Origin of the sequence: Streptomyces sp. AM 2-1-1, from assembly GCF_029167645.1 — a bacterium.
Lineage (GTDB): Bacteria > Actinomycetota > Actinomycetes > Streptomycetales > Streptomycetaceae > Streptomyces.
In genome coordinates, this window is sequence record NZ_CP119147.1 from 5,921,955 (window position 1) to 5,936,216 (window position 14,262).

Consider the following 14,262-nt stretch of genomic DNA (forward strand, 5'->3'; position numbering starts at 1 on the left):
CGGGGCGACGCGCCCCACCGGCGGCCCCGACCCTCCGGCCCGAGGACCGGGCCCGCGTCCCGGGCGGGCACGGGCATGCCGGAGGGGGCACCGGTGGCACCGGGACATCCGGTCGAAAACTCTCGCCGTACCTTCGCAGCCGGCCGCGGGCGCGTCGCGGAGCGACACGGAGCGGGACGGAGCGGACGGCCGCACGGGTGAGGGGGCCGGTACGGGGATCCGCCGGCGAAGGGGGAGGGCGGCCGGGCCGGGGTCAGGCCGGTGGCGGGCGGGGCCGGCCCGCGGGGGCACCCGCGGCCGCCGAAGGCACGCCGAGTCGCCCGCCGTCCTGCGTCCCGCGCCGGGGCGCGGCCGGCGTCGCGGCGGACGGTACGCGGCCAACACCCCCTCGTCTGCTGTCCGTTGACCGAACACTCGTGTCCGGTTCGTGCTCTTGACCGCGTACGGATCCACTGGCTGAATATCGGTCACGCGCATACGCCTCGTACGTATCGCGCGTATCGCATCCCGTGTACCGGCATGCCGCCGCGCCCACCGGGCGACACCCCGCGCACGCCGTACCGCGCACCTCGTACCGCGCACCACCCAGCTCCAGGTCCGACCGGGCACGGTCCCGGCCGGGTCCCCCCGCACCTTCCGTCAGTTCTCGCCCTCACGGAAATCGGAGCACGTGATGAGACCGGTCCCGCGCAGAACCCTGCCCACCGCCGCCGCCCTCGCGGTGGCCTCCCTGTTCCTGACGACGGGGGCCGCGCACGCCGCGGCCCCCGTCGCCGTACCGGCCCCCGCCGCCGCAGCGGTCACCGCCCCCGACATACCGCTCGCCAACGTCAAGGCGCACCTCGCCCAGCTCCAGTCGATCGCCACCGCCAACGGCGGCAACCGCGCCCACGGCCGCACCGGGTACAAGGCGTCGGTCGACTACGTGAAGGCGAAGCTCGACGCCGCCGGGTTCACCACCACCCTCCAGCAGTTCACCTCCAGTGGGGCGACCGGCTACAACCTGGTCGCCGACTGGCCGGGCGGAGACGCCTCCAAGGTCCTGATGGCGGGGGCGCACCTCGACTCCGTGACCGCCGGCGCCGGGATCAACGACAACGGCTCCGGTTCGGCGGGCGTCCTGGAGACCGCCCTCGCCGTCTCCCGGGCCGGCTACCAGCCGGAGAAGCATCTGCGCTTCGCCTGGTGGGGCGCGGAGGAGCTGGGGATGGTCGGGTCGAAGTACTACGTCAACAGCCTCGCGACCACGGAGCGGGCCAAGATCGCCGGCTACCTCAACTTCGACATGATCGGCTCGCCCAACCCCGGCTACTTCGTCTACGACGACGACCCCACGATCGAGCAGACCTTCAAGAACTACTACGCCGGCATCTCCGTGGCGACCGAGATCGAGACCGAGGGCGACGGGCGATCCGACCACGCGCCGTTCAAGACGGCGGGCGTCCCCGTCGGCGGCCTCTTCTCCGGCGCCGACTACATCAAGACCTCCGCGCAGGCGCAGAAGTGGGGCGGCACCTCGGGCCTCGCGTTCGACCGGTGCTACCACGCCTCCTGCGACAGCTCCACCAACATCAACGACACCGCGCTCGACCGCAACAGTGACGCCATCGCCTACGCGATCTGGAACCTCTCGGGGGCCACGACCACTCCGCCGGCCGGCACGGTCTTCACCAACGCCACGGACGTCACCGTGCCGGACAACGGCGCCGCCGTGACCTCCGCCATCACCGTCACCGGGCGTACCGGCAACGCGCCCGCCACCCTCAAGGTGGACGTGGACATCAGGCACACCTGGCGCGGGGACCTCGTGGTGGACCTGGTGGCCCCGGACGGCACCGCCTACCGGCTGAAGAGCGCGAGCAGCAGCGACTCGGCGGACAACGTGATCGCCACGTACACCGTCAACGCCTCCACCGAAGTCGCCAACGGGATCTGGAAGTTGAAGGTGCAGGACACGGCGTCCTCCGACACCGGCTACATCAACAGCTGGTCGCTGACCTTCTGAGCCCCGGACGTCGTCGGGCTCGCCCACGCACGACGTGCCCGGGGAACGGGCGGGGTGCGGCCGGTGGAACCACCGGCCGCACCCCGCCCGCCCCCTCCCGGCCCGCCCCGTCAGAGGTACTTCTTGATCTCCCGCCGGGCCAGGGAGCGCTGGTGCACCTCGTCCGGGCCGTCCGCAAGCCGCAACGTCCGCGCGGAAGACCAGAGTTCGGCGAGGGGGAAGTCCTGGCTCACGCCTCCGGCCCCGTGCAGCTGGACGGCGTCGTCGAGGATGCCGAGCACCGCCCGAGGGGTCGCGATCTTGATCGCCTGGATCTCGGTGTGCGCGCCCCGGTTGCCCACCGTGTCCATCAGCCACGCCGTCTTCAGCACCAGCAGCCGCAGTTGCTCGACGGTCACCCGGGCATCCGCGATCCAGTTGTGCACCACGCCCTGCTGGGCGAGCGGCTTGCCGAAGGCCGTACGGGAGACGGCGCGCCGGCACATCAGCTCGATGGCGCGCTCCGCCATGCCGATCAACCGCATGCAGTGGTGGATGCGCCCCGGGCCGAGGCGGGCCTGGGCGATGCCGAAGCCGCCGCCCTCCTCGCCGATCAGGTTGGCCACCGGCACCCGCACGTCGGTGAAGACGAGCTCCGCGTGCCCGCCGTGGGAGTGGTCCTCGTACCCGTACACCCGCATGGCGCGGCGGACTTCGAGGCCGGGGGTGTCGCGCGGGACCAGGATCATGGACTGCTGGCGGCGGATGTCCTCGCTGTCCGGGTCGGTCTTGCCCATCACGATGAAGACGGCGCACTGCGGGTTCATCGCCCCCGAGATGTACCACTTGCGGCCGTTGATGACGTACTCGTCGCCGTCCCGAACGATCCGGGTCTCGATGTTGGTCGCGTCGGACGAGGCCACGTCGGGTTCGGTCATGGCGAACCCGGAGCGGATCTCGCCCGCGAGCAGCGGCTCCAGCCACTGCTTCTTCTGGGCGTCCGTGCCGAACTGGTGGAGGACCTCCATGTTCCCGGTGTCCGGCGCCGCGCAGTTCAGCGCGGTCGGCGCCAGGTGCGGTGAGCGGCCGCTGATCTCGGCGAGCGGCGCGTACTGGAGGTTGGTCAGCCCGGCACCGTGTTCGGCGTCGGGCAGGAAGAGGTTCCACAGGCCCTGGCGGCGCGCTTCGGCCTTCAGCTCCTCCACGACCTGGGGGGTGTCCCACGGCGAGGCGAGCCGGGCCCGCTGCTCCTCGGCGGTCTTCTCGGCGGGGTGGACGTGGGCGTCCATGAAGGCGAGCAGCCTGGTGCGCAGCTCCTCGGTACGGGCGTCGTAGGCGAAGTCCATGGGGGTGATCAGCCTTCCTGGAAGGTGGTGAGGCCGTGCTCGATGAAGAGGGGGACGAGTTCGCCGATGCGGTCGAAGCCTGCGCCCACCGTCTGGCCCAGGGTGTAGCGGTAGTGGATGCCCTCCAGGATCACGGCGAGCTTGAACCACGCGAACGCGGTGTACCAGGAGAGGGCGGAGGTGTCCCGGCCGGAGCGTGCGGCGTAGCGCTCGATCAGCTCGGCGGGCGAGGGGTGGCCGGGCGCGCCGCTCGTCGTCGAGACGGGTGAGTGGGGAAGTCCCAGGTCGGAGCTGTACATCACCAGCAGGCCGAGGTCGGTGAGCGGGTCGCCGAGGGTGGACATCTCCCAGTCGAGTACGGCCTTGATGGTGTCGTCGGCGCCGACCAGCACGTTGTCGAGGCGGTAGTCGCCGTGCACGACCGTCGGGGCCGGCGACTGGGGGAGCGCACGGCCGAGGCCGGCGTGCAGTTCGTCGATGCCGGGCAGTTCACGGTTGCGGGAGGCGTCCAACTGCTTACCCCAGCGGCGTAGTTGCCGGTCGAGGAAGCCCTCGGGGCGTCCGAAGTCGCCCAGCCCGACCGCCGACGGGTCCACCGCGTGCAGGTCGACCAGCGTGTCGACCAGTCCCAGGACCACCTGGCGGGTGCGCTCCTCGCCGAGCGGCGCGAGCTGGTCGGCGGTGCGGAAGGGGGTGCCCTCCACGTACTCCATGACGTAGAACGGTGCGCCGATGACGGATGCGTCCTCGCAGAGGAGGACCGGCTCCGGTACCGGCACGGGAGTGGGGTGGAGCCCGCTGATCACCCGGTGCTCGCGCTTCATGTCGTGCGCGGTGGCGAGGACGTGGCCCAGCGGGGGCCTGCGCACCACCCAGGTGCGGACGGAGTCGGTGACGGTGTACGTCAGGTTCGACCGGCCGCCCTCGATGAGCCGCGCTTCCAGCGGTCCGCTCACCAGCCCCGGCCGTTCGCGGTCGAGATGGCCGCGCAGCGGGCCGGGATCGAGTCCTGGCGGGGGGACTGAGCTCATGACGCGCACCTCCGGGGGTGGTGGACCGAACGTGCCCATGATGCCGACCAGTCGGTATGTCGTCCAGTGAGTGACCCGAATCCGGCAGGACGGTGTGCGGAGCTCTCTGGCGCATGAACGCATCCCTGAATAGAGTTCACGTATGGATACAGCGCTGTTGATCGAGGACGTCCGGCTCACCCCGATCCTCATAGCCGACCCGCCCCTGCTGAACACCCAGGGAGTGCACCAGCCCTACACCCCCCGGCTCATCGTGGAAGTGGTCACACGGGGCGGCGTCACGGGCATCGGGGAGACCTACGGCGACTCGGTCTACCTGGCTCTCGCCCGTCCCCTCGCCGAGGCGCTGCCGGGCCGGTCGGTCAGCGACCTGAACGGCCTCTTCGCCCTCGCCGAGCAGGTGTGCGGCGAGGAGACGTCCGACGGGTCCGGCCAGGCGGAGGGCGGGGTCGACGCGGGGGGCCTGCGGGGCGTGCGTACGGCCGACAAGCTCCGGCTCTCCGTGGTGTCCGGCTTCGAGGTGGCCTGCCTGGACGCGCTCGGCAAGGCGCTGGGCCTGCCCGTGCACGCCCTGCTCGGGGGCAAGGTCCGCGACGCCGTCGACTACAGCGCGTACCTCTTCTACCGCTGGGCCGCCCACCCCGAGGGCGGTGAGGCGGACGACTGGGGCGCGGCCGTCGACCCGGCCGGGATCGTCGCGCAGGCCGAGCGCTTCGCCCGGGAGCACGGGTTCGGCTCCTTCAAGCTCAAGGGTGGTGTCTTCCCGCCCGACGAGGAGATCGCCGCGATCCGCGCGCTCGCCGAGGCCTTCCCCGGCCGTCCGCTGCGGCTGGACCCGAACGGCGCCTGGTCGGTGGAGACCTCGCTCAAGGTCGCCGAGCAACTGGGCGGCGTACTGGAGTACTTGGAGGACCCCGCGAGCGGAACGCCGGCGATGGCGCGGGTGTCGGCGGGTACGGACGTCCCGCTCGCCACCAACATGTGCGTCACCACCCTCGCCGAACTGCCCGAGGCCCTGGCGAGGGACGCGGTGCAGGTCGTCCTCTCCGACCACCACTACTGGGGCGGCCTGCACCGCACCCGCGAACTGGCCGCGATCTGCCGGACGTTCGGCGTGGGCCTGTCCATGCACTCCAACACCCACCTCGGCATCAGCCTCGCCGCGATGACCCACGTCGCCGCCACCGTGCCGAACCTCGACTACGCCTGCGACAGCCACTACCCCTGGCAGACCGAGGACGTCATCACCACCCGCCACGTCTTCGAGGACGGCCGCCTGGCCGTCTCCGACGCGCCCGGCCTCGGCGTCGAACTCGACCGGGACCGACTGGCGGTCCTCCACCGCCGCTGGCTGGACGACGACGGCAGCCTGCGCGACCGCGACGACGCGGCAGCCATGCGCAGGTCCGATCCCGGATGGGTGACCCCGGCGATCCCGCGCTGGTGACACCGCTGCTCCTGCCGGTCCGGCAGGCCCGTCCGGCAGGCCGGTCCGGCCAGTCGGTCGTGCCGGTCGGCGGGGCGGGTGCGGCGGCCGGCATCGGCCGCGCGACCCGGCTCGTCCCGGTCCCGCGCGGCTCAGTCGTCCCAGTCCTGCGCCGCCACGAAGGCGTCCCCGTGCTCGGCCGACCAGCGGCCCATCGCCGCGATCGGCTCCAGCAGCGTCCTGCCGAGCGGGGTCAGCGCGTACTCCACCCGGCGCGGCGCCCCGGCGGGGACCGTACGCTCCACCAGCGCGTACCCCGCGAGTCTGCGCAGGGTCTCGTTGAGCACCTTGGGGCTGATCGAACCGATCTCCGTGCGCAGATCGCGCGGGCGCCGAGGGCCCGCCTCCAGGGCCTGGATCACCGGCGCGTTCCAGGTGTGCGTCAGCAGGTCGAACCCCAGCCGCACCCGGCAATCGGCCAATACCCGTTCCACGACGCCTCCCCATAGCAGACCGGTGGGACACCGGATGGTGTGCGACCGGCCTCCTAGTGTCGCTGTCACCGTCCCACGCGGGGGCGGGTGGGACACGGTGAAGGGACGGCGACGGATGCGCATCGGCATTCTCGGTACGGGAAACATGGCGGAGGCCCTGGGGGCGCGTTGGGCCGCCGCCGGGCACGAGATCCTCTTCGGCGGGCGCTCCGCCGAGCGGGCGCGGGACCTGGCCGACCGGGCCGGCGGCCTCCCCGGCACCCTGGGCGAGGCGGCCCACTTCGGTGACGCGGCGCTGGTCGCCCTGCCGCACGGTGCTGTCGCGGACGTACTCGCCGAACTCGGCGCGGCGCACGGCGCGCTGCGTCACCGGGTGCTGATCGACTGCACCAACGCGATCGGGCCAGGCCTCCTGCTCACCACCGGCGACGGGCCGGGGGCGGCCCGTACGCTCGCCCGATCCACCGGCGCCCGGGTGGTCAAGGCGTTCAACCACCTCCCCGACTCCGTATGGCGGCTCGACCCTTCCGTCCTTCCCGAAGGCCCGTTCGCCGTACCCCTGTGCGGTGACGACGAAGCCGCGCTGGAGACCGTACGGACCCTGGTGCGGGACCTCGGGCACGTGCCGCTCACGGTCGGGCCCCTGGCGCGGGTCGACCAACTGGAGGCGGCGACCGCGCTGTTGATCGGACTGTGGAAGTCCGGGCACGATCCCCGCACACTGCTGCCGCCGTTCGGCACCGTCACGGCCGGTGGCTGAACCGGCGGCCGGGGGCGGAGTCACTGTCACGGGTGCGGCCTGCCGGCGCCCGCCGCATTTCTATCTCCAACCCGCGTTGTTCGTAGAATGGCGGAGTGGACGACATCGATGCGATCGCACTGCTGCAGGACCCGGTACGGCGGCGGCTGTACACCTACGTGGTGGCGCAGGGCCGCGAGGTCGGCCGCAACGAAGCCGCCGAGGCGGTCGGGGTGGCCCGCACGCTCGCCGCGCACCATCTGGACAAACTGGCCGACGCGGGGCTCCTGGAGAGTGGCAGTCGACGTTTGACCGGCCGTACGGGGCCCGGAGCCGGGCGGCCCGCCAAGGTGTACACGCGGGTGCGCACCGAGCGGTCCGTGTCCCTGCCCGCCCGCGACTACCGCACCGCCGCCGACCTCCTCGCCGAGGCCGCCGAGGAGGCGGGTCTCGACGTCGGACTCCGCGCGTCGGCGCGCCGCCGGGGCGAGGCGCTGCGCGGTTCAGCGCCGGCCTGTGGCGACCTCCCCGCGGCCATGGAACTGCTGGCCGCGCGCGGCTACGAACCGCACCTGCAGGACGGGGGCGCCGGGAGTGACGGGGAGGGGGACGGTGACGGGAACGCCGCCGAGGGGGAGGAGCGGGTGGCCCGCGCGGGGGCGCCCGTCATCCGCATGCGCAACTGTCCCTTCCACGCGGTCGCCGAGCGCTTCCCGCCGCTCGTCTGCGGAATGAACCTCGCCCTGCTGGAGGGGATGCTCGGTACGGACGGTCCGCTGCGCGCGCGCATGGCCGCCAGGCCGGGGGAGTGCTGCGTGGTCGTCGAAGTTTCTAAAAACAATGCTGGTTGACATAGAAAAGCGGGCCGTGCTGGGATGGGTCCATGACCGCGTCCTCGCAAGCCGCGCACCTCGCCCAACTCAACGTCTCCACGCTCCTCCATCCCCTCGACGACCCACGCATGAGCCCGTTCGTCGAGATGCTCGATCCGATCAACGCCGCAGCCGACGACACCCCCGGCTTCGTGTGGCGCCTCGTCGCGGAAGGCGATGCCGACGCCACGGCCCTGCGCCCGGCGGGTGAGAACGTCATCGTCAACATGTCGGTGTGGGAGACCCGCGAGTCCCTGTGGGACTTCACCTACCGGACCGGCCACCTGGAGGTGGTGCGCCACCGCCGTGACTGGTTCGAACGGCACGTCGAGGCGCACCTGGTGCTCTGGTGGGTCCCGGCCGGACACATCCCGACCGTCGGCGAAGCCCTGGAGCGGCTGGCGGACCTGCGCGCCAACGGCCCGTCCCCGCGCGCCTTCACCTTCGTCTCCGCGTACTCCGCGGCAGAGGCGGCAGAGGTGGTACCGGCGCAAGAGGGGCCGGAAGCGCCGGGGGCCGTCGACGCCGCGACGGCGCCTCCGGTCGTGCTCGTGCGCGAGTGAGAGACCCGGCGGGGCGCACGACCCCACGGTGGTGCGGGGGAGGGACCCCGTGACGAGCCGACGGAACACCTGACGGGCTCCCTGCCGACCCGCCCCGCGCTCTGTACGACCCGCTCCGCATCCCGGTACGTGGGGCTTCGCCCCCCTGTCCCCGAGCGTTCCCGGCGCCGGGCGGCCGTTCCGGCCTTCTGCCTCCGCCGCGGACCGGACGGCGGGCTGCGGGGCGCGGTCCCACCCGTCGCCCCGGCCGTTCGCGACGTCCGTGCGGCCGACGGCGCCTCATTGGCGCAGGTCGCCCACCGTGCTGCCCGCGTGCTGCCGTGGCCACGACGCACCCGGTCGGCGCGGCTCGCCGGCTCGCCGCACGAGGTCAACGCCGGGCGCCAGCGCCCGGTACGCATGGCTGCCCCTCGTGGTGGCCGCTCCCGTCCGGTTCCTCCCCGTGCCCCCGTGCCCCCGTGCCCCCGTGCTCGGAGTGGCTCTCGTCGCTCTTCGACGGAGACATGGAGGCCGACACCCTCCAGGATCCGACCCGGCCGCGCCGCCGTGCGGCCGGCCCGGCGCGGTCCTGGACCACCGGAACACCCCCCGCATGTAATTCGAACGTATGAACTACAGTGGTGACTCCTATGTCCTCGTTCCTCCAGTCCTCGCTCTTCGACCAGTCCGAAGCCCCCGCCCTCGGGCCCCTCGCCGGGCTGCGCCGGACGGAGCTCGGGCACGGAGCCTGGATCGACCTGCTGCCGGGCTGGCTGAGCGGCGGCGACGAACTCTTCGCGCGGCTCGAGACCGAGGTGCCCTGGCGGGCCGAACAGCGCCGGATGTACGACCGCACCGTGGACGTACCGCGCCTGCTGGCCTTCTACCGGACGGCCGACGACCTCCCCCACCCCGTCCTCACCGAGGCTCGCGAGGCCCTGTCCGCGCATTACGCGAAGGAACTCGGCGAACCCTTCGCCACGGCGGGCCTGTGCCACTACCGCGACGGCCGCGACAGCGTCGCCTGGCACGGGGACCGGATCGGCCGGGGCTCCCACGAGGACACCATGGTCGCCATCCTCTCGGTGGGTGCCCCACGCGACCTGCTGCTGCGCCCCCGAGACCACACGGGGGAGACGGTGCGCCGCCCGCTGGGCCACGGGGACCTGATCGTCATGGGCGGTTCGTGTCAGCGGACCTGGGAACACGCGATCCCCAAGACGTCCCGGCCCTGCGGTCCGAGAATCAGCGTCCAGTACCGTCCCCGCGGAGTGCGCTGACCTGCGCCGACCGCGGGAATCGTCTCCGCCGTCCCGCGTCGGCCGTCCTCCTGTGGCGACCGGTCGACGCGGCGCGATCTGTGGGAGTTGCGAGGACCGCGGCGTCGAGCGGTTGATCGTGCGGGGGTGAGGAAGCGTTTCCTCGCGCGGCTGAATGGGGTGGAGGGCACGACCGCGCCCTACGTGGCCCCGCCCGGCCCCGCTGCTCAGAGCACCATGGCCGCCGCGAACACCGCCAGCGCGAGCGTGCACGCCGTGGCCGTCCACGCCACTCGTGGCGACAGGGGCGGAGGCTGGGCGGTGTCGGTCTCCCGTACGCGGCGGTGGGCCACCCGCAGGAAGGCGATCCAGGCAGCCGCGCTCAGGGCGAGCGCGACCACCGCGGCGAGGGACGCTCCGCCGTGCAACGTCTGCTTGGCGGCGAGGACCGCCGCCACGGTCGCCGACAGCGTGGTACGCCGCCACGCCAGACGGGTGCGCTCCGGCTGGAGACCCGGATCACGGACGGGCCCGGACGCGGCGGCGCTCACCGGCCCTCCCAGCCGAAGAGGACGACCACCACCATCGTCACGGCCACCACCGCGACCACCAGGCTGAGCAGGGTCGGGAACCGCGAGACGGGCAGGTCCTCACCCCGCCGCATCGCCCGTTCGCAGCGGACCCAGTGGTTGACGGCCCGCAGCGCGCAGAGCACCCCGGCCGCGAGCAGACCGAAGGCGAGCCCGGCACGCACCCCCCACGCGAGCCCCGGAAGGAACTGGTCGACGGCGAAGCCGCCGCCGATGAGCGCGAGCGCCGTACGGATCCAGGCGAGGAACGTCCGCTCGTTGGCGAGGGAGAAACGGTAGTCCGGGGTGTCTCCCTCGTCACTGATCCGCTGGGGCGCGAACCACAGCCGCAGACTCTGTACGAATTCCTTCACGCGGGAACCCTATCCGCCGCTCCGACGAGCGGTCCGGACCATTTCTGTGCGTTCGAGCACCACGATCCCGAGGCGCCCTCACGCGGCGCCCCACGCGACACCGGACACCGGCCTGCCACCAGACACCGGGCACCGGGCTCCGGCCCCCTACGAGACACCCGGCTCCCGCCCCTACGAGAGGCCGGACTCCGACGACTCCTCCCGGAATTCCCGCAGCCGGTGGTACGCCTCCACTCCGTCCGGCGTCCACGCCCCCGTGGTGAGGCGCTCCGCCACCTCCTCGTCGGTCAGGAAGCCGTGCCACTCGATCTCCTCCTTCTGCGGATCGACCGGCAGCTCGCACCGCACCTGGTAGACGCGCGACCACCACGAGTGGCCGTCCGCCTCGTACAGGAAGGTGAACAAGGGCTCGGGGCGCGGCAGTCCGCGGACCCCGAGCTCCTCCTCGGCCTCGCGCAGCGCGGCGTCGTCGTACGTTTCGCCCGCCCCCACCACCCCACCGACGAACATGTCGTAGTGCGAGGGGAAGAGCATCTTCGTGGCCGTCCTGCGGTGCACGAACACCCGCCCTCCGGCGTCGCGCGCCTCGATGAAGACGCACCGGTGGCGCAGCCCGCGGGCGGTCGCCTCACCGCGCGGCGCCTGCCCCACCACCTCGTCGTTCTCGTCGACGATGTCCAGGATCTCGTCAGCAGGATTCATGCTGCCCATCCAACCAAGGGCGGGCCGGTGACGACGCGCGGATGCCGCGGGCGCCCGTCAGATCCCGCCGCCTTCCGTCGTCATCAGGTCCTCGGCGGGATGGGCACCGCCCCCCTTGCCGCCCGGCAGCGCGGGGTGGAGCCCGAGCAGCACGATCCCGGCGACGATGGCGGCCAGGCCGGCCGCCTGGCCCGCCAGTGCCGCCGGGTCCGTACGCACCTGGTCGCCCAGGAAACCGATGCCGCACGCGATGCCCGCCAGCGGCTGGGCGGCGGTCAGGGCGGGCAACGACATCCGCAGCGGCGCCATCTCGAACGCGCTCTGCACCAGGATCAGCCCCGTGACACCGATCACCAGCACGGTGTACGGCTGCCACCCGCTCACCAGCGCCGTCCAGCCGCGGTCGTCGAGCAGTTGGCCGCTCACCCGGGTCAGCGCGTCCTGGAGCCCGTAGAGCAGACCCGCCGCCAGCGCCAGCAGCGAGGGTGCCACCGCCGGACGGGCGTGCCGGGCACTCGCGGTCAGGACCAGCGCCAGCCCCGCCACCACGCCGATGATCAGCCAGTGCCGCAGCGGATCGGTCTCCGCCTGCCCGCCGCTCGGCTGACCGGCCAGCAGGAAGGCGGCTACCCCGCCGGAGAGCAGCGCGAGCCCGCCCCACCCCTGGCGTCCCAGCGGCTGCCCGGTGAGCGCGCGCGACAGGCCCAGCGCGAACAGCAGGTTGGTCGCGAGCAGCGGCTCCACCACCGAGAGCTCGCCGCGGGTGAGGGCGAGCGCCCCCAGCACCATCCCGCAGACCATGAAGCCGATCCCGGCCAGCCAGCTCTTCACCTTCATCAGGTCGAGCAGCAGCCGGGGGGAGAGGAAGTCGCTCATCGGGGCGCGCCGGGCGGCCGCCTGTTGCAGGACGAAGCCGAAACCAAGGCACGCCGCCGCACCCACGGAGAGGAGGAGGACCAGCAAGGACACAGGTTTCTTCCTCGGATCGGCGGGCGGAAAAGGTGTGTTCCGAACGATATGCCCCTCGGTGTAGGGGAGCGGTGAGATTGGTCCGACCGGCCTGTTGACTCGGGCATCGGGGCGTACCGAAGATCTGACGCACGAGTAACTTGCGTGCTCGGGGACGCGGGGCCGGGACACCGGATCCGCGACCCGTCGCAGGTCCGCACCCCCCGGCGCCGCGCCCCGGCCGGTCTCCGCACCGCCTCGCCCGAAGGATGGAACCCATGGCGTACGACGCCGATGTGATCGTGATCGGAGCCGGCCTCGCGGGGCTGGCCGCCACGGCGGAGCTGGCCGAGGCGGGCCGCTCCGTGATCCTGCTCGACCAGGAGCCCGAGCAGTCGCTCGGCGGTCAGGCCCACTGGTCCTTCGGCGGGCTGTTCCTCGTCGACTCCCCCGAGCAGCGCCGGTTCAGGATCAAGGACAGCCGTGAGCTCGCTCTCCAGGACTGGTTCGGCACGGCCGGTTTCGACCGCGAGGAGGACCACTGGCCGAAGAAGTGGGCCGAGGCGTACGTCGACTTCGCCGCCGGCGAGAAGCGCTCCTGGCTGCGGCAGCAGGGCCTGCGGCTCTTCCCGGTGGTCGGCTGGGCCGAGCGCGGCGGATACGACGCGACCGGCCACGGGAACTCCGTACCCCGCTTCCACATCACCTGGGGGACGGGCCCCGGGGTCGTCGCCCCCTTCGAGCGGCGGGTGCGCGAGGGGGTCGCCCAGGGGCGCGTCGACATCCGCTTCCGCCACCGGGTGACCGGTCTCGGCCGCACCGGGGGAGCGGTCGACACCGTGAGCGGCGAGATCCTGGAACCCAGTGCGGCCGAACGCGGGACCGCGAGCAGCCGGACCGCCACCGGAGCTTTCGAGCTGCGGGCCCAGGCGGTGATCGTCACCTCCGGCGGGATCGGCGGCAACCACGACCTCGTCCGGGCCCAGTGGCCCGAGCGGCTCGGCACCCCGCCCGCGAAGATGCTCTCCGGCGTGCCCGCCCACGTCGACGGGCTGATGCTCGGCGTCGCCGAGGAGGCCGGGGCCCACCACATCAACCGCGACCGGATGTGGCACTACACCGAGGGCATCGAGAACTGGAACCCCGTCTGGGACAAGCACGCCATCCGGATCCTGCCCGGCCCGTCCTCCCTCTGGTTCGACGCCCGGGGCAAGCGGCTGCCGGTCCCGCTCTTCCCCGGCTTCGACACCCTCGGCACCCTCGAACACATCATGAAGTCGGGCTACGACTACACCTGGTTCGTCCTGGACCAGCGGATCATCGGCAAGGAGTTCGCGCTCTCCGGCTCCGAACAGAACCCGGACCTCACCGGCAAGTCGGTCCGCGACGTCATCGGACGGGCCCGCGCCGAGGTCCCCGGACCGGTCAGGGCCTTCATGGACCACGGGGTGGACTTCGTCGTGGAGAACGACCTCGGCGCCCTCGTCCGCGGCATGAACGCGCTGACCGGTGACGGGCTCATCGACGAGGAGGACCTGCGCCGCGAGATCACCGCGCGCGACCGGGAGATCGCCAACCCGTTCACCAAGGACCTCCAGATCACGGCGATCCACGGGGCGCGCTCGTACCTCGGCGACAAGCTGATCCGCACCGCGAAGCCGCACCGCATCCTCGACCCGAAGGCCGGACCGCTGATCGCCGTGCGGCTGAACATCCTCACCCGCAAGTCCCTCGGCGGGCTGGAGACGGACCTCTCCTCCCGGGTGCTGACGGCGGACGGCTCCCCGCTGCCCGGGGTGTACGCGGCGGGAGAGGCGGCCGGCTTCGGCGGCGGCGGGGTGCACGGCTACCGCTCGCTGGAGGGCACCTTCCTCGGCGGCTGCATCTTCTCGGGACGCACGGCGGGACGGGCGGCGGCCGCCGCCCTCGCCTGACCGGCGCCGCTGTCGGCGCCGGGCCGTTCTTGACCTCCGCGT

14 protein-coding genes are annotated in these 14,262 nt (G+C 72.6%); 7 read left to right on the forward strand and 7 right to left on the reverse strand.

Going from position 1 to position 14,262, the window contains the following annotated elements; all coding sequences use genetic code 11:
• Nucleotides 1-673 precede the first annotated feature (673 nt).
• On the forward strand, nt 674-2,005 hold the full coding sequence (locus PZB77_RS25780) for a M28 family peptidase (protein WP_275495008.1): 1,332 nt from the start codon (nt 674-676) through the stop codon (nt 2,003-2,005).
• A 110-nt stretch (nt 2,006-2,115) separates the two neighbouring features.
• On the opposite strand, the gene PZB77_RS25785 is transcribed toward PZB77_RS25780, so the two are convergent.
• Nucleotides 2,116-3,330: an acyl-CoA dehydrogenase family protein gene (locus PZB77_RS25785; protein WP_275495009.1), complete on the reverse strand. Its 1,215-nt coding sequence runs from the start codon at nt 3,328-3,330 to the stop codon at nt 2,116-2,118.
• An 8-nt stretch (nt 3,331-3,338) separates the two neighbouring features.
• A complete protein-coding gene (locus tag PZB77_RS25790; RefSeq protein WP_275495010.1) occupies nt 3,339-4,361 on the reverse strand; it encodes a phosphotransferase family protein in 1,023 nt (340 codons plus the stop codon).
• 142 nt (nt 4,362-4,503) lie between these two features.
• Here PZB77_RS25790 and PZB77_RS25795 point away from each other — a divergent pair, with 142 nt between their 5' ends.
• Nucleotides 4,504-5,808, forward strand: a complete 1,305-nt coding sequence (locus tag PZB77_RS25795; protein WP_275495011.1) for a glucarate dehydratase family protein — start codon at nt 4,504-4,506, stop codon at nt 5,806-5,808.
• A 131-nt stretch (nt 5,809-5,939) separates the two neighbouring features.
• On the opposite strand, the gene PZB77_RS25800 is transcribed toward PZB77_RS25795, so the two are convergent.
• Nucleotides 5,940-6,281: a helix-turn-helix domain-containing protein gene (locus PZB77_RS25800; protein WP_275495012.1), complete on the reverse strand. Its 342-nt coding sequence runs from the start codon at nt 6,279-6,281 to the stop codon at nt 5,940-5,942.
• 115 nt (nt 6,282-6,396) lie between these two features.
• On the opposite strand from PZB77_RS25800, the gene PZB77_RS25805 reads away from it, so the two are divergent.
• The 4 genes from PZB77_RS25805 to PZB77_RS25820 all read left to right on the forward strand — a co-directional run bounded on the left by PZB77_RS25805 (nt 6,397) and on the right by PZB77_RS25820 (nt 9,714).
• The gene (locus PZB77_RS25805; protein ID WP_275495013.1) at nt 6,397-7,041 is read left to right on the forward strand and encodes an NAD(P)-binding domain-containing protein; all 645 of its coding nucleotides are present in this window, start codon (nt 6,397-6,399) and stop codon (nt 7,039-7,041) included.
• Between the two features lie 95 nt (nt 7,042-7,136).
• The gene (locus tag PZB77_RS25810) at nt 7,137-7,871 is read left to right on the forward strand and encodes a helix-turn-helix domain-containing protein (RefSeq protein ID WP_275495014.1); all 735 of its coding nucleotides are present in this window, start codon (nt 7,137-7,139) and stop codon (nt 7,869-7,871) included.
• 32 nt (nt 7,872-7,903) lie between these two features.
• Nucleotides 7,904-8,455: a DUF3291 domain-containing protein gene (locus PZB77_RS25815; RefSeq protein WP_275495015.1), complete on the forward strand. Its 552-nt coding sequence runs from the start codon at nt 7,904-7,906 to the stop codon at nt 8,453-8,455.
• A gap of 629 nt (nt 8,456-9,084) precedes the next feature.
• Nucleotides 9,085-9,714, forward strand: coding sequence for an alpha-ketoglutarate-dependent dioxygenase AlkB (locus PZB77_RS25820; RefSeq protein WP_275495016.1), 630 nt, complete (start codon nt 9,085-9,087; stop codon nt 9,712-9,714).
• 206 nt (nt 9,715-9,920) lie between these two features.
• Here the strand turns inward: PZB77_RS25820 and PZB77_RS25825 are convergent, their stop codons facing one another.
• The 4 genes from PZB77_RS25825 to PZB77_RS25840 all read right to left on the reverse strand — a co-directional run bounded on the left by PZB77_RS25825 (nt 9,921) and on the right by PZB77_RS25840 (nt 12,307).
• On the reverse strand, nt 9,921-10,244 hold the full coding sequence (locus PZB77_RS25825) for a DUF202 domain-containing protein (RefSeq protein ID WP_275495017.1): 324 nt from the start codon (nt 10,242-10,244) through the stop codon (nt 9,921-9,923).
• A complete protein-coding gene (locus PZB77_RS25830) occupies nt 10,241-10,636 on the reverse strand; it encodes a DUF202 domain-containing protein (protein WP_275495018.1) in 396 nt (131 codons plus the stop codon). The genes PZB77_RS25825 and PZB77_RS25830 overlap by 4 nt, the downstream gene beginning before the upstream one ends.
• A gap of 171 nt (nt 10,637-10,807) precedes the next feature.
• Nucleotides 10,808-11,338: an NUDIX domain-containing protein gene (locus PZB77_RS25835; RefSeq protein ID WP_275495019.1), complete on the reverse strand. Its 531-nt coding sequence runs from the start codon at nt 11,336-11,338 to the stop codon at nt 10,808-10,810.
• Between the two features lie 57 nt (nt 11,339-11,395).
• Nucleotides 11,396-12,307, reverse strand: a complete 912-nt coding sequence (locus PZB77_RS25840) for a DMT family transporter (RefSeq protein WP_275495020.1) — start codon at nt 12,305-12,307, stop codon at nt 11,396-11,398.
• A 257-nt stretch (nt 12,308-12,564) separates the two neighbouring features.
• Here PZB77_RS25840 and PZB77_RS25845 point away from each other — a divergent pair, with 257 nt between their 5' ends.
• Nucleotides 12,565-14,220, forward strand: coding sequence for an FAD-binding dehydrogenase (locus tag PZB77_RS25845; RefSeq protein ID WP_275495021.1), 1,656 nt, complete (start codon nt 12,565-12,567; stop codon nt 14,218-14,220).
• Nucleotides 14,221-14,262 lie beyond the last annotated feature (42 nt).

Excerpts from the sequence above, each read along its gene's own strand:
- PZB77_RS25805 (WP_275495013.1), top strand. The coding sequence starts at position 6,397 with ATGCGCATCGGCATTCTCGGTACGGGAAACATGGCGGAGGCCCTGGGG.
- PZB77_RS25835 (WP_275495019.1), bottom strand. The coding sequence starts at position 11,338 with ATGAATCCTGCTGACGAGATCCTGGACATCGTCGACGAGAACGACGAG.
- PZB77_RS25795 (WP_275495011.1), top strand. The coding sequence starts at position 4,504 with ATGGATACAGCGCTGTTGATCGAGGACGTCCGGCTCACCCCGATCCTC.
- PZB77_RS25820 (WP_275495016.1), top strand. The coding sequence starts at position 9,085 with ATGTCCTCGTTCCTCCAGTCCTCGCTCTTCGACCAGTCCGAAGCCCCC.
- PZB77_RS25780 (WP_275495008.1), top strand. The coding sequence starts at position 674 with ATGAGACCGGTCCCGCGCAGAACCCTGCCCACCGCCGCCGCCCTCGCG.
- PZB77_RS25845 (WP_275495021.1), top strand. The coding sequence starts at position 12,565 with ATGGCGTACGACGCCGATGTGATCGTGATCGGAGCCGGCCTCGCGGGG.
- PZB77_RS25790 (WP_275495010.1), bottom strand. The coding sequence starts at position 4,361 with ATGAGCTCAGTCCCCCCGCCAGGACTCGATCCCGGCCCGCTGCGCGGC.
- PZB77_RS25815 (WP_275495015.1), top strand. The coding sequence starts at position 7,904 with ATGACCGCGTCCTCGCAAGCCGCGCACCTCGCCCAACTCAACGTCTCC.
- PZB77_RS25785 (WP_275495009.1), bottom strand. The coding sequence starts at position 3,330 with ATGGACTTCGCCTACGACGCCCGTACCGAGGAGCTGCGCACCAGGCTG.